Annotated in this window: 21 protein-coding genes; 13 read left to right on the forward strand and 8 right to left on the reverse strand. The window is 62.6% G+C overall.

The genetic code is table 11. The features are described from left to right. Positions 1-13: 13 nt before the first annotated feature. The 6 genes from LDB29_RS08890 to LDB29_RS08915 are packed head-to-tail and all read left to right on the forward strand — an operon-like array spanning position 14 to position 6624. The gene (locus tag LDB29_RS08890) at positions 14-1159 is read left to right on the forward strand and encodes an acyl-CoA dehydrogenase family protein (protein ID WP_025548823.1); all 1146 of its coding nucleotides are present in this window, start codon (positions 14-16) and stop codon (positions 1157-1159) included. A 10-nt stretch (positions 1160-1169) separates the two neighbouring features. Next, positions 1170-2186 carry an NADP-dependent oxidoreductase gene (locus LDB29_RS08895; RefSeq protein WP_025548824.1) on the forward strand — a complete coding sequence of 339 codons (1017 nt, stop codon included), beginning with the start codon at positions 1170-1172 and terminating at the stop codon, positions 2184-2186. Between the two features lie 6 nt (positions 2187-2192). Further along, a complete protein-coding gene (locus tag LDB29_RS08900) occupies positions 2193-3401 on the forward strand; it encodes a CoA transferase (protein ID WP_025548825.1) in 1209 nt (402 codons plus the stop codon). Then, entirely contained in the window at positions 3398-4222 is an 825-nt protein-coding gene (locus tag LDB29_RS08905) for a MaoC family dehydratase N-terminal domain-containing protein (RefSeq protein WP_025548826.1), read from the forward strand. Before LDB29_RS08900 ends, LDB29_RS08905 begins: the two co-directional genes overlap by 4 nt. Positions 4223-4247: 25 nt before the next feature. Then, entirely contained in the window at positions 4248-5402 is a 1155-nt protein-coding gene (locus LDB29_RS08910) for an acyl-CoA dehydrogenase family protein (RefSeq protein ID WP_025548828.1), read from the forward strand. Between the two features lie 25 nt (positions 5403-5427). Beyond that, positions 5428-6624 carry an acetyl-CoA C-acetyltransferase gene (locus tag LDB29_RS08915; RefSeq protein WP_025548829.1) on the forward strand — a complete coding sequence of 399 codons (1197 nt, stop codon included), beginning with the start codon at positions 5428-5430 and terminating at the stop codon, positions 6622-6624. 71 nt (positions 6625-6695) lie between these two features. On the opposite strand, the gene LDB29_RS08920 is transcribed toward LDB29_RS08915, so the two are convergent. Beyond that, entirely contained in the window at positions 6696-7457 is a 762-nt protein-coding gene (locus LDB29_RS08920) for a molybdopterin-binding protein (RefSeq protein ID WP_025548830.1), read from the reverse strand. Positions 7458-7537: 80 nt separating this feature from the next. On the opposite strand from LDB29_RS08920, the gene map reads away from it, so the two are divergent. The 4 genes from map to LDB29_RS08940 all read left to right on the forward strand — a co-directional run bounded on the left by map (position 7538) and on the right by LDB29_RS08940 (position 11811). Then, entirely contained in the window at positions 7538-8368 is an 831-nt protein-coding gene (map, locus tag LDB29_RS08925; protein WP_025548831.1) for a type I methionyl aminopeptidase, read from the forward strand. Between the two features lie 242 nt (positions 8369-8610). After that, positions 8611-8949 carry a P-II family nitrogen regulator gene (locus LDB29_RS08930; protein ID WP_007685085.1) on the forward strand — a complete coding sequence of 113 codons (339 nt, stop codon included), beginning with the start codon at positions 8611-8613 and terminating at the stop codon, positions 8947-8949. 96 nt (positions 8950-9045) lie between these two features. Then, positions 9046-10458: a type I glutamate--ammonia ligase gene (glnA, locus tag LDB29_RS08935; protein ID WP_025548834.1), complete on the forward strand. Its 1413-nt coding sequence runs from the start codon at positions 9046-9048 to the stop codon at positions 10456-10458. Between the two features lie 300 nt (positions 10459-10758). Continuing rightward, complete coding sequence (locus LDB29_RS08940) at positions 10759-11811, forward strand: nitronate monooxygenase family protein (RefSeq protein ID WP_025548835.1); 1053 nt, start codon at positions 10759-10761, stop codon at positions 11809-11811. Here LDB29_RS08940 and LDB29_RS08945 read toward each other — a convergent pair. Further along, the gene (locus LDB29_RS08945) at positions 11808-12461 is read right to left on the reverse strand and encodes a histidine phosphotransferase family protein (RefSeq protein ID WP_044662436.1); all 654 of its coding nucleotides are present in this window, start codon (positions 12459-12461) and stop codon (positions 11808-11810) included. The two genes, LDB29_RS08940 and LDB29_RS08945, sit on opposite strands and share 4 nt — an antisense overlap. 81 nt (positions 12462-12542) lie before the next feature. Then, the gene (locus LDB29_RS08950; RefSeq protein WP_025548837.1) at positions 12543-12944 is read right to left on the reverse strand and encodes a Mov34/MPN/PAD-1 family protein; all 402 of its coding nucleotides are present in this window, start codon (positions 12942-12944) and stop codon (positions 12543-12545) included. A 17-nt stretch (positions 12945-12961) separates the two neighbouring features. Between LDB29_RS08950 and LDB29_RS08955 the strand changes: the two genes are divergently transcribed. From LDB29_RS08955 to mtgA, 3 genes are all read left to right on the forward strand, one after another. After that, complete coding sequence (locus tag LDB29_RS08955) at positions 12962-13927, forward strand: RluA family pseudouridine synthase (protein WP_025548838.1); 966 nt, start codon at positions 12962-12964, stop codon at positions 13925-13927. Between the two features lie 75 nt (positions 13928-14002). Further along, on the forward strand, positions 14003-14917 hold the full coding sequence (rpoH, locus tag LDB29_RS08960) for an RNA polymerase sigma factor RpoH (RefSeq protein ID WP_025548839.1): 915 nt from the start codon (positions 14003-14005) through the stop codon (positions 14915-14917). Between the two features lie 205 nt (positions 14918-15122). Then, entirely contained in the window at positions 15123-15818 is a 696-nt protein-coding gene (mtgA, locus tag LDB29_RS08965; protein ID WP_025548841.1) for a monofunctional biosynthetic peptidoglycan transglycosylase, read from the forward strand. 48 nt (positions 15819-15866) lie between these two features. Here the strand turns inward: mtgA and LDB29_RS08970 are convergent, their stop codons facing one another. The 5 genes from LDB29_RS08970 to tig form a co-directional block, all read right to left on the reverse strand. After that, positions 15867-18353, reverse strand: a complete 2487-nt coding sequence (locus LDB29_RS08970; RefSeq protein ID WP_099185746.1) for a TonB-dependent receptor — start codon at positions 18351-18353, stop codon at positions 15867-15869. Between the two features lie 364 nt (positions 18354-18717). Further along, positions 18718-19986, reverse strand: a complete 1269-nt coding sequence (gene clpX / locus LDB29_RS08975; RefSeq protein ID WP_007685071.1) for an ATP-dependent Clp protease ATP-binding subunit ClpX — start codon at positions 19984-19986, stop codon at positions 18718-18720. A gap of 135 nt (positions 19987-20121) precedes the next feature. Then, positions 20122-20757: an ATP-dependent Clp endopeptidase proteolytic subunit ClpP gene (gene clpP, locus LDB29_RS08980; protein WP_007685070.1), complete on the reverse strand. Its 636-nt coding sequence runs from the start codon at positions 20755-20757 to the stop codon at positions 20122-20124. A gap of 113 nt (positions 20758-20870) precedes the next feature. After that, a complete protein-coding gene (locus tag LDB29_RS08985) occupies positions 20871-21848 on the reverse strand; it encodes a glycosyltransferase family 2 protein (RefSeq protein ID WP_099185744.1) in 978 nt (325 codons plus the stop codon). Between the two features lie 247 nt (positions 21849-22095). Then, complete coding sequence (gene tig, locus LDB29_RS08990) at positions 22096-23709, reverse strand: trigger factor (RefSeq protein WP_257556909.1); 1614 nt, start codon at positions 23707-23709, stop codon at positions 22096-22098. Positions 23710-23766: the final 57 nt, after the last annotated feature.

The raw sequence follows: 23766 nt of genomic DNA on the forward strand, positions 1-23766 counted from the left end.
TGGGATCGGGAGGATGCTGAACGAAGAACAGCAGATGCTGAGGGACATGGCGGCGGAATGGGTGCGTGATCGCCTGCCCTTGACGGCGCTGCGGTCGCTCTATGGCCATGATGGCGGCGGCCGGCCGGATGCGGAAGGTTTCGATCCGGCGGCCTGGGCCGAAATGGCCCAGATGGGCTGGACTGGCATTTTGGTGCCGGAGGCGCAGGGCGGCTCCGATTTCGGCTGTCGCAGCATGGGACTGGTGCTGGAGGAACTGGGTCGGACATTGGGCGCTTCGCCGCTGCTGAGTTCGGCGCTGGTGGCGGCATCGGCGCTGCGGCTGGGCGGGACGGAGGCGCAACAGGCGCGCTGGCTGCCGGGCATTGCCGACGGATCGGCCATAGGCACGCTCGCGGCGGAGGAAGGGGCGCAGCATGAGCGCGAGAAGATCGCGCTCGCCGCCATGGCGGTGGGCGACGGGTGGGTGCTGAACGGCATCAAGCGGCCCGTGCAGGATGGCATGGCGGCGACCTTCGCCATCGTCGCGGCGCGCACCCATGGCCTCCCCGGCGACAGGGACGGGATCACCCTGTTCCTGGTGGAAAGCGATACGCCCGGCCTCTCGCGGGAAGCGCTGGACCAGATCGATGCGCGGCGGCCCGCTCTCTTCAGCTTCGACAATGTGCCGGTGAGCGCTGACGCCGTATTGGGCGAAGTGGGCAAGGGCATCGACCTGCTCGACAGCTTGTTCGACCGGGCGGCCATCGGCCTGGCGGCGGAGATGCTGGGCAATGCATCCCAGGCCTTCGACACCACGCTCGATTATCTCAAGACGCGGGTGCAGTTCGGCGCAATCATCGGCTCCTTCCAGGCCTTGCAGCATCGCGCGGCGGAGATGTTCGGGGAATTGCAGCTCGCCCGATCGGCTGTGGAGGCGGCGCTGGACGCCATGGACGCGAACGATCCCGCCCTCCCCGCCCTCGCCTCCCTGGCCAAGGCGACCGTTGGGGAAACGCTGCACGGTATTTCATCCCAGATGGTCCAGCTTCACGGCGGCATCGGCATGACCCATGAGCATGATGCGGGACTTTATCTGAAGCGGGCGCGGGTGGCGGCGCAATGCTATGGCTCGACCGCCTGGCATCGCGAGCGCTGGGCGCGGCTCAACGGCTATTGAGGCGACCGGCATGCAATCGCGTGAAATCCACCTGAAGCGCCGCCCGATCGGCACGCCGGTCGCGGAAGACTTCGCCATGGTCACGGTCGACGCACCGCCGCCCAGTCCGGGCGAAGTGCAGGTCCGCAACCTGTGGATGGCGGTCGATCCCGCCATGCGCGGGCGGATGAGCGACGCCAAGAGCTATGTCCCGCCCTTCGCGCTCGATGCGCCGATGGAGGGGCCGGCGATCGGAGAGGTCATCGCTTCCAATGATCCGGCCTTCGCGCCGGGCGATCTCGTCTTCTCCCGCCTTGGATGGCGGGAGGTTTTCAGCGCCCCTGCCAGTGCGCTTCAGCAGCGGGACAGGAGCGCCCTCCCCACCCAGGCCTGGCTCTGTTTCGCCGGGATGCCGGGCCTGACGGCCTATGCCGGGCTGATGCGGATCGCACGGCTGCAACCTGACGAGGTCGTATTCGTCTCGGCAGCGTCCGGTGCGGTCGGCTCGATAGCCTGCCAGATCGCCCGCAACATCGGATGCAAGGTAATCGGATCGGCGGGCGGCCCGGAAAAGACCGCCTTCCTGCGCGATGTGCTGAAGGTCGACGCCGCCATCGATTACAAGGCGGAGCCGAACCTCACCAAAGCGCTCGCCCGTGAGGTCAAGGCGATCGGCGCGACGGGCATCGACGTTTATTTCGAAAATGTCGGCGGCGATCATTTGCAGGCCGCGCTGTCGCTAGCTCATAATTTCGCCCGTTTCGCGGTGTGCGGGATGATCTCCCAATATAACGTCACCGATGCGCCGGTCGTACCGCGCAACCTTACCATGATCATGACCAAGCGCATCCGCATGGAAGGCTTCATCGCACTCGACCATATGGACCTTGAGACCGAGATGGTGGAGCGGATGACGGCCTGGAACGCCGCAGGGCAAATGGCTTCGGCGGAAACGGTCTATGAAGGGATCGACAAGGCGCTGGATGCCTTTTGGGGTCTGTTCACCGGTGCGAATATCGGCCGGACCCTTGTCGGATTCCTGGGGTGAAACTGCATGTATGATTTGCTGAAAGGCCTGCGCGTCGTCGAAGGCGCCGCCTTCATAGCCGGGCCATCCTGTGGCCTGCACCTCGCTCAGATGGGCGCGGAAGTGATCCGCTTCGACGCCATCGGCGGCGGTCCGGACTACCGCCGCTGGCCGGTCGCGCCCAGTGGGGACAGCCTCTATTGGGAGGGGCTGAACAAGGGCAAGAAATCCATCGCCATCGACCTTGGCCGTCCCGAAGGCCGCGAACTGGCCGTGGCGCTGGCGACGGCGCCGGGCGACAATGCCGGGCTGTTCCTCACCAACTATCCGGTAAAGGGTTTCCTCAGCCATGAAGCGCTGGCGGCGAGGCGCGCCGACATCATCACCGTCCGGGTGATGGGCTGGGCTGACGGATCGCCAGCGGTCGACTATACGATCAACGCGGCGGTCGGCGTACCGCAGATGACGGGGCCGGCCGATGACGAACGGCCCGTCAACCATGTGCTGCCGGCGTGGGATTTGCTGGGCGGAGCCTATGCCGCCTTCGCGCTGACATCGGCCCTCCTCCGCCGCAGGATCAGCGGCGAGGGCGCGGAAATCCGCATTCCCCTGTCCGATCTGGCGGCGTCCAGCCTGTCGCATCTGGGTTCGGTGGCGGAAGTGCTGTCCGCCGGAGACCGCCCCCGCATGGGCAATGACCTGTTCGGCGCCTTCGGACGCGATTTCGTGACGGCGGACGGCAAGCGGCTGATCGTCGTCGCCATCACGCCGCGCCAGTGGAGCGGCCTGCTCAAGACGCTGGACCTTAGCGATGCGGTCGGCGCCATCGAAACGGAACTTGGGACCAGCTTCGCCAGGGATGAAGGCGCCCGCTTCACCCACCGCGCCCGCCTCTTCCCGCTGTTCGAGGCTGCCTTCGCAAGCCGCACGGCCGAAGCGCTGAAACCCGCCTTCGACGCGGGCGGCGTCACCTGGGGCGAATATCAGACGCTGCATCGGGCGGTGACGACCGACGCGCGCCTGTTCACCGCCAATCCGCTGTTCGAGACGCTGACCCATCCGAGCGGCCTCAGCTATCCGACATCCGGTCCGGCGGGCACGCTGGCGAACGAAGCGCGCGGTACCGTCGCCATCGCGCCGAAACTGGGGCAACATACCGACGAAGTGCTCGCCACTGTGCTGGGCCTGGACAGCGGCGCGATCGGACGGCTGCATGATGAAGGGCTGGTGGCATGACCGTGACCGAAGCCGACATCGCCCATTGGCGCAGCTGGATCGGCAAGACAGAAAGCCGCACTGAAATTCTGGATAGTCAGGCGCTCACCCGCTTTGCCGCCGCCATAGGCGAACCGCTGAACGTCGGGGAAATCCAGCCGTCCCTCGCTCATTGGGCCTTCTTCCTGCCCGTCGCCGCAGCGGACCGGATCGGTCCCGACGGCCACCCCAGACGTGGAGGCTTCCTGCCCCCGGTCAGCCTGCCCCGCCGCATGTTCGCGGCATCGGACATGGCATTCGGTCCCTCTCTGCTGCTCGACAGAGAGGCGACCCGCATCTCCACCGTGCGCGATGTCGCGCATAAATCGGGACGCAGCGGCGAGCTGATCCTGCTGACCGTGGACCATCGCATCGTCCAGGGGGACGATGAATGCGTGCGCGAGACCCAGACCATCGTCTATCGCGATGCAGGCGGCGCGACTCCCGCCATCGTTCCGGCCCCATTCCCCCCGGGGGAGAAGGACGCTGTCTGGACGCCGTCCACGGTCGATCTGTTCCGCTTTTCCGCCGTGACCTTCAACAGCCACCGCATCCATTACGACCTGCCCTATGCTTGCGCGGACGAAGGTTATCCGGGGCTGGTGATCCACGGTCCCTTCACCGCCGCCAAGCTGTTCGGCCAAGCCCGCAACGGAGGGCGCAAGCCCAGCCGCTTCTCCTTCCGCGCCGTCGCCCCGGTCTTTTGCGGCCAGAGCGTGCTGCTGCGCGAGGATGAGGGCGGTCGCTTCCGCGCCATTCGCTGTGACGGCATGGACGCCATGGTGGCGGACGTCGCTTATTGAAGTTCTGAGAGAGGAGTTTTTCGAGATGGACGCCGAGACGTTCGACCTGTTCCGCACCACCGTCCAGCGCTTCGTCGCGGAAAAGCTGATCCCCGCCGAAGATGCGGTCGAGGAGGCCGACGCCGTACCCGAAAGCATCATCCAGCAGATGCGCGACATGGGCCTGTTCGGCCTTTCCGTGCCGGAGGAATTTGGCGGCCTTGGCTGCACCATGGCGGAGGAAGCGGCGATCATCCGGGAGATCACCCGTGCCTCGGTCGTGTTCCGCTCGGTCATCGGCACCACGGTCGGCATCGGCAGCCAGGGCATCGTCATGGACGGCACCGAGGAGCAGAAGCGCGAATGGCTGCCCAAATTCGCGACCGGCGAAGCCATCGCCAGCTTCGGCCTGACAGAGCCGGAGGCGGGTTCCGACGCGGGTTCGCTGCGCACGGTCGCGATCAGGGACGGCGACAATTACCGCATCAGCGGCACCAAGCGCTACATCACCAATGCCCCCCGCGCGAGCGTCTTCACGCTGATGGCGCGCACGGAGCCCGATGTGAAGGGCGCGGCGGGCATCTCCGCCTTCATCCTGCCCGCCAGCACGCCCGGCATCAGCTTCGGCAAGCCCGACAAGAAGATGGGGCAGAAGGGGTCGATCACCACGGACGTCATCCTGGACGATGTGGTCGTGCCAGCGAGCGCCATCATCGGCGGCGTGCCCGGGCGCGGCTTCAAGACCGCGATGAAGGTGCTGGATCGCGGACGCATCCACATCGCGGCCGTCTCGCTCGGCATGTGCCAGCGGCTGATCGACATGGCGCTCTCCTACGCGCTGGAGCGCAAGCAGTTCGGCCAGCGCATCGCCGACTTCCAGCTTGTCCAGGGCATGCTGGCCGACATGAAGGTCGACATGCTGACCACCGAAGCGCTGATGCAGTCGGTCGCGGCGAAGTTCGACGCGGGCGAGCCCGTCAGCCTGGAATGCGCCGCGCTCAAATATCATGCATCTGAAGCTGTGGGCCGGATCGCGGACCGCGCCGTGCAAATCTATGGCGGCGCCGGCTATATGGCCGAATATAAGGTGGAGCGCTTCTATCGCGATGTCCGTCTGCTGCGCATCTATGAGGGCACCAGCCAAATCCAGCAGACCATCATCGCCAGGCAGATGATCCGCCAGGCCGAATCCGCCCGCTGATTTTTCATCCGAAGGACTTATCCCCATGCGCAGAGCCGCCATCGTCGCCCCCATCCGCACCGCCGTCGGCAAATATGGCGGGTCGCTCAAGTCGATGACGGCGGGCGATCTGGGCGCCATCATCATCAAGGCGCTGGTGGATCGCACCAGGATCGACCCCGAGCGGATCGACGACGTGGTGTTCAGCCAGGGCTATGGCAATGGCGAGGCGCCCTGCATCGGCCGCTGGTCGGCGCTGGCGGCGGGGCTGCCCGAATCCATTCCCGGCGTGCAGCTCGACCGGCGCTGTGGCTCCGGACTTCAGGCGGTGATCGACGCCGCCATGCGTATCCAGACCGGCGCCGCGGACATGGTGATCGCGGGCGGCGTGGAAAGCATGTCGAACGTCGAATATTATTCGATCGATCATCGCTGGGGCGCCCGGTCCGGCTCGACCCAGTTCCACGACCGCCTGACGCGGGGCCGGGTGATGTCCCAGCCGATCGAACGCTATGGCATCATCAGCGGCATGATCGAGACGGCGAACAATCTCGCCAAAGACTATGACATCTCGCGGGAAGCCTGCGACGAATATGCCGCGATGAGCCACCAGCGCGCCGCCGCCGCATGGGAAGCGGGCAAGTTCGACGACGAACTGGTTCCCGTTCCAGTGCCGCAGCGCAAGGGCGAGCCCCTGATGTTCGTGAAGGATGAGGGCATCCGCGCCGACGCCACGCCGGAATCGCTGGCCCTGCTGAAGCCCATCGAGAAGGACGGCGTCGTCACCGCCGGCAATGCCAGCCAGCAGAATGACGCGGCGGCGGCCTGCCTCGTGGTGGCGGAGGACAAGCTCAGCGAACTCGGCCTGGAGCCCATGGGCTATCTGCATAGCTGGTCGGCGGCGGGCTGCGACCCCTCGCGCATGGGCATCGGGCCGGTTCCGGCGGTCGAACGGCTGTTCGCACGCACCGGCCTCGGGTGGAAAGACATCGATCTGGTCGAACTCAACGAAGCCTTTGCGCCACAGGTGCTCGCCTGCCTCAAGGGCTGGAACTGGGACGACCGGGACAAGCTGAACGTCAATGGCTCGGGCATTTCGCTGGGCCATCCCATCGGGGCTACGGGCGGACGGATTCTCGCCAATCTGCTGCGCGAATTGCAGCGACGCGATGGACGCTATGGACTGGAGACGATGTGCATCGGCGGCGGCCAGGGTCTGGCCGCCATATTCGAGCGAGCCTGACAAAGGAGCATGGCCGCCCAAGGGGGAGCGTCAATGTCCGCTCCCCATCCGAAGCACCTATGGGACGCGGCTCAAATTCCGCCGGCCACCACCGGCCAGCCGCCCTGCTCCAACCCGGCGCTCAAGTCCGCCACGCACCGATCCAGCCCTTCCGCGTCGACTGAGCGGATCACGAAATTAGCGCCCGTCCTCCCCTCGCGGAAGAAGGGATAGCTGCCGATCTGGCAACCCTCATGCGCCCGTTCCGTCGCGCCGAGAAGGTCGGCGATCTCGCTTTCCGCCACCCAGCAACCGATGGTGGCGGACAGCACCGGCAGCCCCCCCTCCAGCTTCCCCGTCAGGCTATCCAGCATCCCGGCGGTGATGTGCGGCACGCCGGCCATGATGAAGATATTGCCATGCCGAATGCCCGGAGCGCCCGACATGCGATTTTCGATCAGGCTTGATCCGGCAGGTGCGCGGGCCATGCGCAGACGCGCCTCGGTCAAGCCTCCGCGCGTTTCATAATAGGCCGACAGCATCGCCTGCGCCTCGGGGTGGATTTCAACGTCGACGCCCAGCGCCGCGGCAATGGCGTCCACGGTAATATCGTCGTGGGTCGGCCCGATGCCGCCGGTCGTGAACAGATAATCGTTGCGTGCGCGAAGCGCATTCACCGCTTCCACAATTGCGTCGCTGTCATCGGCGACCACCCGCACTTCGCGCAGGCGGATGCCCTGCACATTCAGCCATGTCGCAATCTGCGACACATTCTTGTCCTGGGTCCTGCCCGAGAGAATCTCGTCGCCGATCACGATCAGCGCTGCGGTCCATATGCGGGTCGGGTCGGCCATAGGCTGGCCATAGCTTCTGCCGCGCGCCCTGCCTAGCCGCCCTCTCGCATTATGCGGCATCCCCGCCTATAATCACGTCCATGACCGAATATATGACGATGACGGCGGACGCGCCGATTTCCCGCTCGACCGCGATCAAGCTCTATGACGCGGCCGGTTTCGAAGGCATGCGCAAGGCCGGGCGGCTGGCCGCGGAGATACTGGACGCGCTGGTGCCCCACGTCGTGCCGGGCGTCACGACCGGAGAGCTGGACGACATCGTCCGCCGCATGACGCTGGACGGCGGCGGCGTACCCGCGACTTTGGGCTATCGCGGCTATACCCATAGCTGTTGCATCTCGCTCAACAATGTCATCTGCCACGGCATTCCCGGCGATCAGAAGCTGAAGGAAGGCGACATATTGAATATCGATGTGACGCCGCTGGTCGATGGCTGGCACGGCGACAGCAGCCGCATGTATATTTGCGGCGAAGCCCCGATCAAGGCGCGGCGCCTGGTCGAAGTCACCTATGAATGCCTGATGCTGGGCATTGAGCAGGCTAAGCCCGGAAATATGCTGGGCGACATCGGCCATGCCATCCAGCGTCATGCGGAAAAACACCGCTATGGCGTCGTGCGCGATTTCTGCGGCCACGGCCTGGGCCGCGTGTTCCATGACAGCCCGGAGGTGGTCCATGTCGGCCGCCCCGGCACCGGCCCGGAACTCAAGCCCGGCATGTTCTTCACCATCGAACCGATGATCAATATTGGCAAGCCGGGCGTGAAGATGCTGGAGGATGGCTGGACGGCGGTCACGCGCGACCGTACCCTGTCCGCGCAGTTCGAACACAGCATCGGCATCACTGAAACCGGTTGCGAGATATTCACCAGAAGCCCTGCGGGTCTCGACGCGCCGCCCTATCAGCGTTGATCATATCAGCCATGCCTAAAAAATGGGCAGCTCATCATGATATTGCCCGGAATCCGGGCAATATGGACAAAAGTTGCTGCATCGCAGAAAGCAGTTTCCAGCGATTCGCTATTTGGCACGGTAATTGATTAGGAAGAGAGGCGGCTCTTGCCTTCGGGGGGCATGACGGTCGTCGCTCGATCAGGACGAAGGGCGGGATCATACCCGCCATTTGGCGCGCGTTTGAGTTGGGATATCTAGAGATGAAGAAGATCGAAGCGATCATCAAACCGTTCAAGCTCGACGAAGTGAAGGAGGCCCTGCACGAAGTGGGCGTGTCGGGCATCACCGTCACCGAAGCCAAGGGTTTCGGCCGCCAGAAGGGCCATACGGAACTTTATCGCGGCGCCGAATATGTGGTGGATTTCCTGCCCAAGGTGAAGCTGGAGGTCGTGGTGGACGATTCGCTCGCCGAACGGGTGGTGGAGGCGATCTCTGCCGCGGCGCAGACCGGCCGCATTGGCGACGGCAAGATCTTCATTTCCAATATCGAGGGTGCGGTGCGCATCCGCACCGGCGAGCGCGACAGCGACGCCATCTGATTTTCACCAAACTTCTCGCCGGCTTCAGCGGTCTGGCGGCTGACCACATCAACTTACCCCTTCGGGGGGGTATCATGAAAGAAGGGCAAGGTTCACATGGCTAACACGCCTAAAGACATCCTGAAGATGATCGAGGAAAAGGAGATCGAATGGGTCGATGTCCGTTTCACCGATCCCAAGGGCAAGTGGCAGCACCTGACCATGGTGTCTTCGGTGCTGGGCGAGGATGAACTGACCCAGGGCCTGATGTTCGACGGTTCGTCGATCGAAGGCTGGAAGGCGATCAACGAGTCGGACATGATCCTGAAGCCCGACCTGGACGCCGTCTATGTCGATCCGTTCAGCGCCACGCCGATGCTCATCATCTTCTGCGACATCGTGGAACCCGATACCGGCGAACTCTACAGCCGCGACCCGCGTTCGACCGCGAAGCGCGCCGAAGCCTTCGTCAAGTCGGCCGGTTTCGGCGACACCGTCTATGTCGGCCCGGAAGCCGAATTCTTCATGTTCGACGATGTCCGCTTCAACTCGGACTATAATGAATCCTTCTTCAAGATCGACGATGTCGAGCTGCCGACGAACACCGGCAAGGAATATGAAGGCGGCAACCTTGCCCACCGTCCGCGCGCCAAGGGCGGCTATTTCCCCGTCGCGCCGGTCGATCCCTGCACCGACATTCGCGCCGAGATGGTGTCGACCATGCTGGAAATGGGCCTGCCCTGCGACAAGCACCACCATGAAGTGGCCGCTGCCCAGCACGAACTCGGCCTGACCTTCGGTACGCTGGTCCAGACCGCCGACCGCATGCAGATTTACAAATATGTCGTGCAGATGGTCGCCCAGGCCTATGGCAAGACGGCGACCTTCATGCCGAAGCCGATCGCGCAGGACAACGGTTCCGGCATGCACACCCACATGTCGATCTGGGAAGGCGGCAAGCCGCTCTTCGCGGGCGAAGGCTATGCCGGCCTCAGCGAAACCTGCCTCTACTTCATCGGCGGCGTCATCAAGCACGCCAAGGCCCTGAATGCCTTCACCAACCCGACCACCAACAGCTACAAGCGCCTGGTGCCGGGCTTCGAAGCCCCGGTTCTGCTGGCCTATTCGGCCCGCAACCGCTCGGCCTCCTGCCGTATTCCCTACGGCGCGGGCGCCAAGGCGAAGCGCGTCGAATTCCGCTTCCCCGACGCGATGGCCAACCCCTATCTGTGCTATTCGGCGCTGCTGATGGCCGGCCTTGACGGCATCGAGAACAAGATTCATCCCGGCGCCGCGATGGACAAGAACCTGTACGACCTGCCGCCGGAAGAACTGAGCCAGGTGCCGACCGTTTGCGGTTCGCTACGTGAAGCGCTGAACTCGCTGGCCGCCGACTACGACTTCCTGCTGAAGGGCGACGTGTTCACCAAGGACCAGATCGAGGCCTATCTCGAACTGAAGTGGCCCGAAGTGTACCGCTGGGAAATGGCTCCCTCGCCGGTGGAATTCGACATGTACTACAGCGCCTGAGCCATTCGGGACTGTTGGAAAGGGGCTCGGTCGCACAGGCGACCGGGCCCTTTTCATTTGGGATGTGGGAATGGACGGAAGCAGAACGCCATTATCCGATCCAACCGGGCCATGCTCCTCCGAAAGCCGACGCACAGCTCAAACGATGTTCAAGCGCCGGACAGAGCCCTCATGAGCCACTTGCCTCATTCCGCTGCCTTTGCAGAAGCATGATGCGCTTGATGGCGACAATTGGCGAATTCAGCTTCAGCCCAGATCCGCCCATTGCCCGCCTGCCGCAAAACTCCGACAATCGATCCCATGTCGATCATCGAATCGCTGGGCCTGTCCCATCCCATCATCCAGGCGCCGATGGCCGGTGTCTCTACGCCCGCCATGGCGGCAGCCGTCTCCAATGCAGGAGCGCTTGGTTCCATTGCCGTGGGCGCCACCGACGCGGCGGGTGCCCGCGCCATGATAGAAGCCGTCGGCGCCCAGACCAGCCGTCCCTTCAACGTCAACCTTTTCACCCATCGGCCCGCGCGCAGCGACCCCGTCAGGGAAGCGGCCTGGCTCGCTGCACTGACGCCACTGTTCCAGGCCTATGATGCCCAGCCTCCGACCGGCCTCCGCGAAATCTACCGCAGCTTCGTGGAGGACGACGCGATGCTCGCCACCTTGGTCGAACTTGCGCCGCCGGTCGTCAGCTTCCATTTCGGATTGCCCGATCCAACCAGCATCGCGGCGCTCAAGCGAGCCGGATGCCTTCTCCTCGCAACCGTCACCAGTCCGGTCGAAGCGCGGGCTGCGCGGGAAGCGGGCATCGACGCCATAGTCGCACAGGGATATGAGGCAGGAGGCCATCGAGGCGCCTTTGATCCCGAAGCGCCTGACGACCAGCTCGGCACCTTCGCCCTCACTCGCCTGCTTGCAGTCCAATGCGACCTGCCCGTGATCGCAGCGGGCGGCATCATGGACGGGCAAGGCATTCGTGCCGCGCTCGCCCTCGGCGCGGTCGCGGCACAACTGGGCACAGCCTTCATCGCCTGCACGGAAAGCAGCGCCGACGCAGCCTATCGCGCCGCCCTCACGAGCCCCGCTGCCCATCACACCGCGATGACCCGCGCCATTTCAGGTCGTCCGGCCCGCTGCCTTGCCAATCGCTTCACCGCCTGGGGCGCCGAGGCAGCATTGCAGCCGCCCGCCTACCCCATCGCCTATGATGCGGGCAAAGCGCTGAACGCCGCGGCAAAGGCCAAGGGCGAAGGCGGCTTCGGCGCGCAATGGGCCGGCCAGGGTGCACCGCTGGCTCGCGCCCTCCCCGCCGCCGAGCTGATCGGCCTTCTGGCGAGGGAAATGCAGGAAAGCGCTTAGCGCGCGTCGGGAATGGACGCCCCGAACAGCAAGATCGGCTCGCCAGCAGGCGACAGCGCAATCTCCCCGCCGACGCTCGTCACCAGGGTGCGCACCATCCATGCCGCCGACGTGCGCGAAGCCAGCCCCTCCGGCGGCAAAGTCCCCGCCAGCGCGGCGCGCAGGTCGGGATCAAGCACCAGTTTCGGCCCTTCCGCCCGCACGACGATCTCCGTCACGCCCGGCCGCTTTTCCGCCCCGATGTCGAGCTGGCCGCCCCGCACCAGCGCATCGCCCGCGATCAGCGCCAGGTTCAGCAACACCTTCACCGGCAGCTTTTCCAGCATGTCGTCCTCGACCAGCCAGCCGATCTTCACCCGGCCCGAAGCCGCGAACATACCCTCGATCGCGACCCGCGCCTCATGCGTCGGCACGGCATCGCCAAAGCCGCCCGCCGAACCGAAGGCCAGGCGGAAGAATTTGAGCTTGTTCGCAGAGGTCTTCGCGCTGTCCGCCAACAGGTCCAGACAACGCTGACGCATTTCCGGGTCCGTTTCGTCCGCCATCAGCTCAAGCCCGTTGTTGAGCGCGCCGACCGGGCTCAAAAGGTCATGACAAAGGCGCGAGCAGAGCAGGCTGGCAAAATCGATGCTGTCGATCGGATTGGTCATGAAGGTTCGCTGCCGCCGGAGAAATGAACAGGAAGGAATGAACGGCTAATGCGCTGCCCTGCATCGCGATGCAACCCTCACTCACATGATGTCGAGCAAAGCCTCGACAAATTGCACCTGTCCGTCTCTCCCCGCCTTGGCAAGCCACAGGCGGGCCGCGCCGCCGCCGACGATCAGCCAGAGGCTGCCGTCGGGCGTCGCGCAGGCCGCGTCGGTTTGGGATGGCACGGCCTGACCGCCCGGGTGCGAATGATAATGGCCGACGATCGCCGCCCCGCCCGCCCGCGCCGCGCGATGGGCAGCGATCAGTTCGACCGGGTCCAGTTCGAAATGCCGCGCCGGATCGGCGGCGACATTGGCGGCGGGCCGAACCGCCTCGATCCGGCCCGCCTTCCCCAGCAGCAGCCCGCAGACCTCATGCCTGTTCGCCGCCGCTTCGGACATGATTTGTTCCAGCAGCCCTCTTGAAATCCCAACCCTCATTCCTACATTCCTACCCAATGGGTTCGGGGGTTTCCATCATTGAAGCGACAATCGGTGAAGCGCAGGCTGGCATGCGGCTAGACAAGGCGCTTGCCGAGTTGGTTCCCCATCTTTCGCGCGAGCGGCTGAAGGCGCTGATCGTCGAAGGCCAAGTGACGGAAGACCCGGGCAAGGGGGGTGCGCGATCTCCCAATCCTTCCATGAAGGTCGCCGCAGGACAGGCTTTCGCCATCACCCTTCCGCCACCCGTCGAGGCCGAGGCCGTGCCGCAGGACATCCCGCTGGTCGTGGTGTATGAAGACGCAGACCTGATCGTCATCGACAAGCCGGCGGGCCTGGTCGTCCACCCGGCGGCGGGCAATCTGGACGGCACGCTTGTCAACGCGCTGCTCCATCATTGCCAGGGCCAGCTTTCCGGCATCGGCGGGGTGGCGCGGCCAGGCATCGTCCATCGCATCGACAAGGATACTTCGGGGCTGTTGGTCGTTGCCAAATCCGACCGCGCGCATGAAGGGCTCGCGCAGCAGTTCAAGGCACATTCGATCGATCGGCTCTACGCCGCGATCGTCTATGGCGTGCCGCAGCCGGCGACGGGCACCATCGACACATGGATCGGCCGCTCCGACGCCGATCGAAAGAAGATGGCGGTTCATCGGGAAGGGCGCGGCAAACATGCCGTGACGCATTACCGGACGATGGAAAGGCTGCGCGGCGCGGCCATGGTTGAATGCAGGCTGGAAACCGGACGAACCCATCAGGTCCGCGTCCATATGGCGCATCTGGGACACCCCTTGATCGGCGACCCGGTTTACGGTAAAGAGAGAAAAGGTTTCAAATCGATACTGGAAACGCTGGGTTTCGAAAGGCAGGCATTGCACGCGAAAAGGCTGGGGTTCATACATCCGTTAACGGGTGAGGCGCTCAGCTTCGACAGCAAACTCCCTGTCGATATGCAGGAACTGTTAAGCGAGCTTCACGTATAGTTTTGGACAAGTTTGCGACGGCGCCTTGGACGCCTCTTCTGGGTCCCGCCGCGCATGAAAGGGAAAGGTGACGACATGGCTGATAAAAGCAATGTCCCCGCGGTTCCGGCGCTGGGCGGTGAAGCCAGCCTCAACCGCTATCTGTCGGAAATCCGCAAATTTCCGATTCTGACGCCCGAGCAGGAATATATGCTCGCGAAGCGCTATGCCGAGCATGCGGATTCCGAAGCCGCTGCCCAGCTCGTGACCTCGCATCTGCGCCTCGTGGCGAAGATCGCCATGGGCTATCGCGGCTATGGCCTGCCGGTCAGCGAGCTGATCAGCGAAGGCAATATCGGCCTGATGCAGGGCGTGAAGAAGTTCGAGCCGGATCGCGGCTTCCGTCTGGCGACCTATGCCATGTGGTGGATTCGCGCATCGATCCAGGAATTCATCCTGCGGTCCTGGAGCCTCGTGAAGATGGGCACCACCGCTGCGCAGAAGAAGCTGTTCTTCAACCTGCGCCGGATGAAGAACAATATCGAAGCGTTCGAAGATGGAGACCTGCACCCCGACGACGTCAGGAAGATCGCGACCGATCTGGGCGTTACGGAGGAGGATGTCATCTCCATGAACCGCCGCATGGCGATGGGCGGCGACACGTCGCTCAACGTGCCGATGCGCGAGGATGGCGAGGGCCAGTGGCAGGATTGGCTGGCTGACACCGATCCGCTCCAGGACGAACGCGTCGCCGACCAGCAGGAGAGCGAACTGCGCCACGACATGCTGGTGGAGGCTATGGACGACCTCAACGATCGGGAGAAGCATATTCTGGCCGAACGGCGCCTGGCGGAGGAACCCAAGACGCTCGAGGAACTCTCGCAGGTCTATGGCGTCAGCCGGGAGCGCGTCCGCCAGATCGAGGTCCGCGCTTTCGAGAAGCTGCAAAAGGCGATGATGCGGATTGCAGGCGACAAGCTGGGCAAAATCTCCCGCCTCGCTGCTGTCTGACCGGATGGCAAAACGCAAAGGAGCCCCGGAGTGAAATCCGGGGCTTTTTTTTTCGCTCACCCACTCAATAATCATTCGTGATCCGCGCTAAACCGGGATCTCAGGCAGCAAAAGTGCACCTGGCGTCATGAGCCCGGCTTTCGTCGGCACGAAGAGTGGCCTTCTCCCATCTTGAACCGCCCGGCATCCGCGCTACCACGGCAGTATGAACGCCAAGTCCGCTTCCCCTCGCCGCCGCTCCCGCTGGATCGGGATCATCCTCAAGATCATCGGTGGTTTCGTTGCCCTCTCTCTGTTGATGGTGGTGATTTATCGCTTCGTGCCGCCGCCCGTGACATGGACGATGTTGCTGGACCCCAACGGCATCACCAAGGATTGGATGAGCCTGGACAAGATGGACCCGGACATGGCGCGCGCCGCCATCGCCGCGGAGGATAGCCGCTTTTGCAGCCATCATGGCTTCGACGCCGTCGCCATCGCTCAGGCCATGCGGCACAATGCGAGCGGCGGCCGCATCCGCGGCGGATCGACCATCAGCCAGCAGACCGCAAAAAATGTTTTCCTGTTCCAGGGCGGCAGTTTCGTCCGCAAGGGGCTGGAGGCCTGGTTCACGCTCCTGATCGAAGCGATCTGGGGCAAGCGCCGGATCATGGAGGTGTATCTGAATGTCGCGGAAACCGGCATCGGCACTTATGGCGCGCAGGCTGGCGCGATCCGCTATTTCCACCACGGCGCCCAGCGACTGACCCGTGCAGAGGCCGCCCGCATCGCCGCAGTCCTGCCTCTTCCCAAGAAGCGTAAAGCCATCGACCCCCATGGCTTCACCCGCCGCTATGGCAACAGCATCACCGCCCGCATCGGTATTGTCCAGCGCGACGGGCTGGATAGCTGCCTGAAATGAAAAGGGCGCGGATCTCTCCGCGCCCTTTCTTCCATAAGGTACCAAACCTTAGAAGCTGACGACCAGCGATCCCACGAAGGTCCGCGGCGCGCCAATCTGCGCGAAGGTGATGCTCGTATTCGACAGGGTGCCATCGAAACCGCCCACATAGAGCTTGTCGAACACATTGGTCACGTTCAACTGAACCGCGACGCCGGGCGCACCGAATTTCTCCAACGAATAGCGCGCGTCGAGATCGATGAGCGTATAGCCGGGCGCCTTGGCACCATAGACCTGCGCTCCGTTCTGGAATACCGGCAGGTTCTGGTCGTTCACATAACGTGAGCCGGTGCGCTTCGCCTGAACACCCAGACGAACTCCTTCGATCTCGCCCTGAATGCGGCCGCCGAGCGTATAGATGGGAGCACCCGATTCACGTTTCCCCGAGGTTTGCGCCTGGGTGGTCGCCGTCAGTTCGACATCATCCTTGATCTTCGACTTCAGGTAGGAACCGAAGACATAGAACATCAGCTCCGGCATCGGCTGATATGTAATGCTGCCATCTATGCCATATTTATCGACACGACCCAGGTTGCGATAGATGGTGGTGTCCAGATCGCGATCATAAGCGGATGCGAGGCGATCCTTATAGATCGTGTACCAACCCGACAGCTGCGCCTGTAGCGTAGCCGTCCGATAACGAATGCCAAGGTCGAAATTATCCGTTGTTTCAGGCGAAGGATTGGCGTTGGGATTTGCCGGATCGTAATAGAAGGACTGATAGAGGTTGTCGGTCCCCGGGACCTGGAGGCCCTTTGAATAGTTGCCGAAAATGTCCAGCGCCTGGTTGGCGTTGAAAACGAAACCAGCGTTCGGCAGCAGTTTGTCATATTTGAAGATGCGCTGCTGCGGTCCCTGCACTGTTGGGTTCGCAACCGCATAGGCAGCCTCGATCGACGATCCCGGCTCGAAACAGCGAAGGTTGCCCGACGCACTCTGAGTGAAGCAGTAGTTGTTAAGGTCGCGCTTGAAGAAAGGCGCCCGCAACCCGACATTGACAGTGAAGGCATTGAATTTGCCGCGATATTCACCCGAAACCTGATGCAGGATGGCATAGGACAAGCGATTGCGCTTCTCCACCGCCGCACCGTTTACGTCCTTGATCGGATGATTGACGGGAAAAGGTTCGGCGCCGAAGCCGATCGTCTGAAGATAGCCCGCTTCGCCGGTCTGCCGATGCCGGCCACGATCATAGCTGTAGGCCACGCGCAACGTGTTGTTGTCATCCAGATCGTAGCGCAGCGAAGCGATCAACCCATAGCGATGGGTCTGCGTCTGGCTGGGCGAATGAACACGAACGGTGTCGCGCATATCACCATCGCCATTCAGGTCGCGCCCGAAATAATATTGGGTTGAGCTCGACGAACCCTGAATGAAGCCGACCGCGCCTGCAATGCCCGAGCTTGCCGGGGTAAGACCTTCAGAAGCGATGCTGGTACCGCCGCCGTTCGCCTTTGTATATTGGTAGCTGGGATCGACGGTAAGGATCAGTCCGTCCGCCAACGTAAAGCGTGAATTGATGCGGATGTTGCCTGTATTGGACGGGTTGTATCGATACTCATAATCGGAACCACAGGAACTGGCGGTATCGACTGCACCAGTAACTCCGGCCGGAATGGTACAACGAGCGGTTTCGTAAAAGCGTTCATCCTTCGTGATTGGAAAACGGTTGGCGCTCGCGCTGCCAGCCACTCGCCCGCCGTCTACCCGCAAGGGAACTGAGCCAAAAAAATTGTTCCGATTTTCATTATAGTGCCCGGCGAGGGAGATGAAGTCGCCATTGCTGCCGATCGGCTGGTAAATTTTGGCGTTATATTGCTGCTTGTCGATTTCACCTATACCGCCGTAGATGGCATTGTTTGTCGCACGGCTGGCAGAAACGAATGCACGAGTGCCCCACGGCGTGAGATTGCCCGTCTGAACCATGCCAAACAGACGAAAGAAGCTGAAATCCCCAACGGAAGCGACCATCTTCGCGCCAAAATCTTCGCTTGGCGTGATCGAACGGTAATTTACCGTTGAACCGCTGGCAGCAGCCGTTGGGCTGTCCACATCGGTAGAACCTAAGTTCACGTTCACTTGGTCGATGATTTCAGGATCGAGCTGCTGGTTCGAATAGATCGAGTAACCGCCCGTGTCGTTGAGGGGAAGACCGTCGAAGGTTTGGGAAATGCGGCTGTCGTCGAAGCCGCGGATTGTCATGGTGCCGCCAGCAGAACCAAAGGGATCGTTATTCTGGAAGCTAACGCCCGGAAGCTGGTTGATCACCTCGTTGATCGACTGGCCGGGTGTCTGGGCTTGGATGAACTCAGCGCCGAGCACGGCCTTGGCCTTGCTGGTATCAGGTACGATTACGCCGCCTAGGCCCTTGTCCACACTAGCGCCAGTCACAACGATTTCATTTTCAAAGTCGATCGACCCCGTCGACTGCGCAAACGCGGCAATGGGCGCAGCCACGGCGACAAGCGCAGCGCTACACATAAGAAGCTGTTTCATCTGATTTTTGTCCCTTTGAAAGTTTGGCGCGTCGCGCCTGCTTTATTTTGCTCTGTGGAGCTGGCGCCGCCTGTGGCGGCCGATGGCGACGGCCCTGTGATGCTCTGATTGCAATTTTACTACAATATAACAGCATTCACGTGACGGCCGCGCATGCAGCATGGACAATGCTTACAAGGGACGTTGCAAGATGACATCAAGCTATTGATTTATATAGAATAACTGATCTCTCGGAGCAGCTATTTGACAGTGGTGCAATTTTGCAACGCAGCAAGAATTTTTACCGAGCCAATATTAAGACGCGAAAAAGGCCAGCGAAACTCGCTGGCCTCTCCCTGATTTAACCTGTTGCAGCGCGCGAAAGTCAGGCCGCGTCTTCGGCCCGCTTGTCCTTTTCGCTGAACACGCGAATCGGCTCCTTGCTGCCGGCGACCACATCCTTGTCGACCACCACTTCTCCCACGCCCTCCATCGAAGGCAAGTCGAACATGGTGTCGAGCAGGATGGCCTCCAGGATCGAGCGAAGCCCGCGCGCGCCCGTCTTCCGCTCGATGGCCTTCTTGGCAATGGCGGTCAGGGCATCGTCCGTGAAGCTGAGTTCGACATTCTCCATGTCGAACAGCTTGGCATATTGCTTCACCAGTGCGTTCTTCGGCTCAACCAGAATCTTGACCAGCGCAGCCACGTCCAGATCTTCCAGCGTCGCTATCACCGGCAGACGACCGACGAACTCAGGGATGAGCCCGAATTTCAGCAGATCCTCCGGCTCGCTCTGGCGCAGCAGTTCGCCGGTCTTTCGCTCCTCGGGCGCGGCGACATGAGCACCGAAGCCGATCGACTTGGCCTCCAGACGGTCGCCGATGATCTTTTCCAGGCCTGCGAACGCGCCACCACAGATGAAAAGGATGTTGGTCGTATCGACCTGGAGGAACTCCTGCTGCGGATGCTTGCGCCCGCCCTGCGGCGGAACCGAAGCCGTCGTACCTTCCATCAGCTTCAGCAGCGCCTGCTGCACGCCCTCACCCGACACGTCGCGCGTGATCGACGGATTTTCGGCCTTGCGGCTGATCTTGTCGATCTCGTCGATGTAGACGATGCCGCGCTGCGCCTTCTCGACATTATAATCCGACGCCTGGAGCAGCTTGAGGATGATGTTCTCCACATCCTCGCCCACATAGCCCGCCTCGGTCAGCGTGGTCGCGTCGGCCATGGTGAAGGGCACGTCGAACGTCTTGGCCAGCGTCTGCGCCAGCAGCGTCTTGCCGCAGCCGGTCGGACCGACCAGCAGGATGTTGGACTTGGCCAGTTCCACCTCGCCCGGCTTGGTGCCGTGGTTGAGGCGCTTGTAATGGTTGTGGACGGCAACCGACAGGACGCGCTTCGCCCGGTTCTGGCCGATCACATAATCGTCCAGCACATCGCAGATTTCCTGCGGGGTCGGCACGCCGCCATCCTTCTTGCCGACGAGACCGCCCTTGGTCTCCTCCCGGATGATGTCGTTGCACAGTTCCACGCACTCGTCGCAGATGAACACGGTCGGCCCCGCGATCAGCTTACGCACCTCATGCTGCGACTTGCCGCAGAAGGAGCAGTAAAGCGTGCTTTTAGAATCGGAGCCCGTAAGCTTAGTCATTCGCCAATCTCTCTTCCCTCTTTTGAGGCGAACAGCCGCCCCATGCCGAGGGATATTCTGGTCCTAGGATCATCCTAGACCGCGACGCGCCCGTTTCACAAGGGGAGAAAAGGGCGCGTGCGGTAAACATAGGTTTTAGCCCTCGGGGGTTTCCGCCATGGCCGGCCGGCGGTCGAACACTTCGTCGACCAGACCGAAGGCCTTGGCTTCCTCCGCCTCAAGGAAGGTATCGCGGTCCATGGCGCGCTCCACTTCCTCCAGCGAACGCCCGGTATATTGGACGTAGAGGTTGTTGAGGCGGCTGCGGATGCGCAGGATTTCCTTGGCCTGGATTTCGATGTCCGACGCCATGCCCTGCGCGCCGCCCGATGGCTGGTGCACCATGATGCGCGCGTTGCTGAGCGCGATGCGCTTGCCCGGCTCGCCTGCCGCGAGCAGGAAGCTGCCCATGGAGGCAGCCTGGCCGATGCACACGGTGCCCACCTGTGGACGGATATATTTCATCGTATCGTGGATCGCCATGCCGGACGTCACCACCCCGCCGGGCGAGTTTATGTACATCCAGATGTCCTTCTTCGGATTTTCCGACTCAAGGAACAGCAACTGGGCGACGATCAGCGAGGCCATATGATCCTCGACCTGGCCGGTGACGAAGATGATCCGCTCCCGCAGCAGGCGCGAATAGATGTCGAAGCTGCGCTCGCCCCGGTTCGACTGTTCGATGACGATAGGGACCAGAGCGGCCATGGGATCGGACATGATATCGGTCATTTTGCTCTTTCAGGGTGTGTTGCTTTTGCCCGTTCTCTACATCGGCACAAAAAGCGGACTGTTCAAGGGGTCGCGTGAAACGCGGTCTGTTTACCCGGCCGAACGGGGCGCAATCAGTCGCGCCGGGCGAAGTCGGATGGCGCCTTGAAGGCGAGATAGGCAAGCCGGCGAACCTCCCGCCGCCCGCGCACCACGGTGTCCAATATAAGGCCGCACATGCCCGAAAGCGTCGCGAGGATCATGAGGCCCGTCACCAATATGGCGGTCGGAAAGCGCGGCACAAGCCCCGTTTTCATATAGGTGAGGATCAGCGGCGCTGCCAGGACCAGTCCCGTCAATGCCAGCAGGGCGGCGATGATGCCGAAGAACAGGATCGGCCGTTCGATGCGATAAAGGGTGATGATCGTCCGCAGGATGCGCCAGCCGTCGCGATAGGTGCTGAGCTTGCTGACCGATCCTTCCAGCCGCGCGCCATAGGCGGTGACCACCTCCGACACGGGCATGGCGAGTTCCAGCGCGTGGACGCTGATCTCCGTCTCGATCTCGAACCCGGCGGAAAGGACGGGAAAGCTCTTGACGAACCGTCGGGAGAAGACACGGTATCCGGAAAGTATGTCCGTGAAGCTGCGTCCGAACAGCCGCTTGAGTAGGCTGGTCAGCGCCCAATTGCCGAAGCGATGCCCGCGCCGATAGGCCTCCTCTATCTCGCTCCGCCTTGCGCCCACGACCATGTCGAGATTATCTTCCAGCATTGCCGCCACCATCTTTGGAGCGGCCGCAGCCTCGTAGGTCGCATCGCCATCCGCCATGATGTAGATATCGGCATCCACGTCCGCGAACATGCGGCGCACCACATGGCCCTTGCCCTGTTGCGCCACGCGGCGGACGATAGCCCCAGCCCCAGCTGCCAGTTCGCGGCTGCCGTCCGTGCTGTTGTTGTCGAACACGTAAATTTCGGCGGAGGGGAGCGCCCGGCGGAAATCCCCCACCGTCCGAACGATCGCACCGGCCTCATTATAGCAGGGCAGGATGACGGCGATCCTCGGCGTGGCAACGCCCTCCCCGCTTTCCACTGCCGGAAATTCCTTCATCGACCCGAAACCTTTTTAGCGCCGCCGCATCACCTCGGAAACACGGCATGTTCCTGCGAAGGCAGGACCCAATTCAAACGGCGGGACTGGAATCCTGCCTTGGCAGGAGTTCGACTCCCCCCGATCCTGCCCCCTCTCGACATGAACGGACCTCATTAACATTTCGTCTGCCATGCCGCGCCCGAAATGAAAAGCGCCCGGGCTTCCTTGCGAAGCCGGGCGCTTGTCCAGTCAGACCGAAAAGGCCTTATTCAGCCTTGGTGGCAGCCTTCTTGGCCGGAGCTTTCTTGGCCTTGGGCTTCTCCTCGGCAGCGGCTTCCTCAGCCACGGCCTCATCCTTCTTGGCGGCGGCCTTCTTGGCCGGAGCCTTCTTGGCCGGGGCCTCTTCGGCGGCAGCCTCGGCCGGAGCCGCTTCCTCGGCCTCGGCAGCCTTCTTCTTCGGCGCAGCCTTCTTCGCCTTGGGCTTTTCGTCATGATCATGGTCATGATCATGACCACAGCCCGGACCGTGGACGTGCGGCTTCAGATCGCCATCCTCAGCCTCGATCGCGGCTTCCAGCTCTTCCCGGCTGACGGCCCGGTCGGTGATCTCCGCCTTCTCGAACAGGAAGTCCACCACCTTGTCCTCATAGAGCGGCGCACGGAGCTGCGCGGCCGCCATCGGGTCCTGACGCACATATTGCACGAAGCGCTCGCGGTCCTGCGGGCTGTACTGCTGGGCTGCCTGCATGATCAGGCGGTTCATTTCCTGATCGCTGACGACAACGCCATTGGCCTGGCCGATTTCCGAAAGCAGCAGGCCCAGGCGGACGCGGCGCACGGCGATGGCGCGATAGTCTTCCTTCTCCGCTTCCATCTCCTTGAGGGCCGCTTCGGGGTCTTCCTCATGGCTGGCTTCGTGCTGGAGCTGCGCCCAGATCTGGTTGAACTCGGCCTCGACCATGCTCGGCGGCACGTCGAAATCGTGGGCAGCGGCGAGCTGGTCGAGCAGCTTGCGCTTCATATGGGTGCGGGTCAGGCCATTATGTTCCTGCTCGATCTGGCCCTTCAGCAGTTCCTTGAGCTTGTCCAGACCCTCCAGGCCCAGCGACTTGGCGAAATCATCGTCCAGCTTGGGCTTGTCGGCATTCAGGATCGCCTTGACGGTGATGTCGAAGGTCGCTTCCTTGCCGGCGAGGTGCGCAGCGCCATAATCTTCCGGGAAGGTGACGGTGATGGTCTTCTCGTCACCCTTCTTGACGCCGGCAAGCTGCTCCTCGAAGCCCGGGATGAACTGGCCCGAGCCGATCTTGAGCTTCACGTCCTCGGCCGAACCGCCCTCAAAGGCCTCGCCGTCGATCTTGCCGACGAAATCGATGGTCAGCGTATCGCCGTCCTTCGCCTTGTGGCTGGCGGCATGCTCTTCCAGCGCGCCCTGCTGGGTCGCGATGCGGCCAGCGGCTTCATCCACCTGCGCATCAGCGAGCTCGACGGTCAGACGCTCCAGCTTCAGCCCTTCGATGCTCGGCGCCGCGATCTCGGGCAGCACTTCCAGCTCGACCTTCACCTCGGCGTCCTTGCCGAATTCGAAGGCCTCGTCCAGCTCGACCGAAGGCTGCATCGCGGGGCGCAGCTTCTGGTCAGCGATCAGCTTCTGGATGCTGTCCTGGATCGAGCTGTTGAGCGCATCGCGCTGCAGCGATTCGCCATGCATCTTCTTGACGAGGTTGGCGGGCACCTTGCCGGGGCGGAAGCCGGGCATGCGGACCTGCGGCGCGATGGCGGCCACTTCCTTTTCCACGCGGGCGTCGATGTCCTTCGACGTGATGGTCACGGTGTAGGCGCGCTTCAGGCCCTCGTTCAACGTCTCGACAGTCTGCATCTCTTCTCTCAAACGCTTTCTAAAGCTGAATTTCGTTGGCGCCTGCGCATCCTATAG

Origin of the sequence: Sphingobium sp. CFD-2 (genome assembly GCF_024611135.1) — a bacterium.
Classification (GTDB): domain Bacteria; phylum Pseudomonadota; class Alphaproteobacteria; order Sphingomonadales; family Sphingomonadaceae; genus Sphingobium; species Sphingobium fuliginis.

Coding starts and splice junctions, on each gene's coding strand:
- LDB29_RS08890 (WP_025548823.1), top strand. CDS start 14: ATGCTGAACGAAGAACAGCAGATGCTGAGGGACATGGCGGCGGAATGG.
- LDB29_RS08895 (WP_025548824.1), top strand. CDS start 1,170: ATGCAATCGCGTGAAATCCACCTGAAGCGCCGCCCGATCGGCACGCCG.
- LDB29_RS08900 (WP_025548825.1), top strand. CDS start 2,193: ATGTATGATTTGCTGAAAGGCCTGCGCGTCGTCGAAGGCGCCGCCTTC.
- LDB29_RS08905 (WP_025548826.1), top strand. CDS start 3,398: ATGACCGTGACCGAAGCCGACATCGCCCATTGGCGCAGCTGGATCGGC.
- LDB29_RS08910 (WP_025548828.1), top strand. CDS start 4,248: ATGGACGCCGAGACGTTCGACCTGTTCCGCACCACCGTCCAGCGCTTC.
- LDB29_RS08915 (WP_025548829.1), top strand. CDS start 5,428: ATGCGCAGAGCCGCCATCGTCGCCCCCATCCGCACCGCCGTCGGCAAA.
- LDB29_RS08920 (WP_025548830.1), bottom strand. CDS start 7,457: ATGGCCGACCCGACCCGCATATGGACCGCAGCGCTGATCGTGATCGGC.
- map (WP_025548831.1), top strand. CDS start 7,538: ATGACCGAATATATGACGATGACGGCGGACGCGCCGATTTCCCGCTCG.
- LDB29_RS08930 (WP_007685085.1), top strand. CDS start 8,611: ATGAAGAAGATCGAAGCGATCATCAAACCGTTCAAGCTCGACGAAGTG.
- glnA (WP_025548834.1), top strand. CDS start 9,046: ATGGCTAACACGCCTAAAGACATCCTGAAGATGATCGAGGAAAAGGAG.
- LDB29_RS08940 (WP_025548835.1), top strand. CDS start 10,759: ATGTCGATCATCGAATCGCTGGGCCTGTCCCATCCCATCATCCAGGCG.
- LDB29_RS08945 (WP_044662436.1), bottom strand. CDS start 12,461: ATGACCAATCCGATCGACAGCATCGATTTTGCCAGCCTGCTCTGCTCG.
- LDB29_RS08950 (WP_025548837.1), bottom strand. CDS start 12,944: ATGAGGGTTGGGATTTCAAGAGGGCTGCTGGAACAAATCATGTCCGAA.
- LDB29_RS08955 (WP_025548838.1), top strand. CDS start 12,962: ATGGGTTCGGGGGTTTCCATCATTGAAGCGACAATCGGTGAAGCGCAG.
- rpoH (WP_025548839.1), top strand. CDS start 14,003: ATGGCTGATAAAAGCAATGTCCCCGCGGTTCCGGCGCTGGGCGGTGAA.
- mtgA (WP_025548841.1), top strand. CDS start 15,123: ATGAACGCCAAGTCCGCTTCCCCTCGCCGCCGCTCCCGCTGGATCGGG.
- LDB29_RS08970 (WP_099185746.1), bottom strand. CDS start 18,353: ATGAAACAGCTTCTTATGTGTAGCGCTGCGCTTGTCGCCGTGGCTGCG.
- clpX (WP_007685071.1), bottom strand. CDS start 19,986: ATGACTAAGCTTACGGGCTCCGATTCTAAAAGCACGCTTTACTGCTCC.
- clpP (WP_007685070.1), bottom strand. CDS start 20,757: ATGACCGATATCATGTCCGATCCCATGGCCGCTCTGGTCCCTATCGTC.
- LDB29_RS08985 (WP_099185744.1), bottom strand. CDS start 21,848: ATGAAGGAATTTCCGGCAGTGGAAAGCGGGGAGGGCGTTGCCACGCCG.
- tig (WP_257556909.1), bottom strand. CDS start 23,709: ATGCAGACTGTCGAGACGTTGAACGAGGGCCTGAAGCGCGCCTACACC.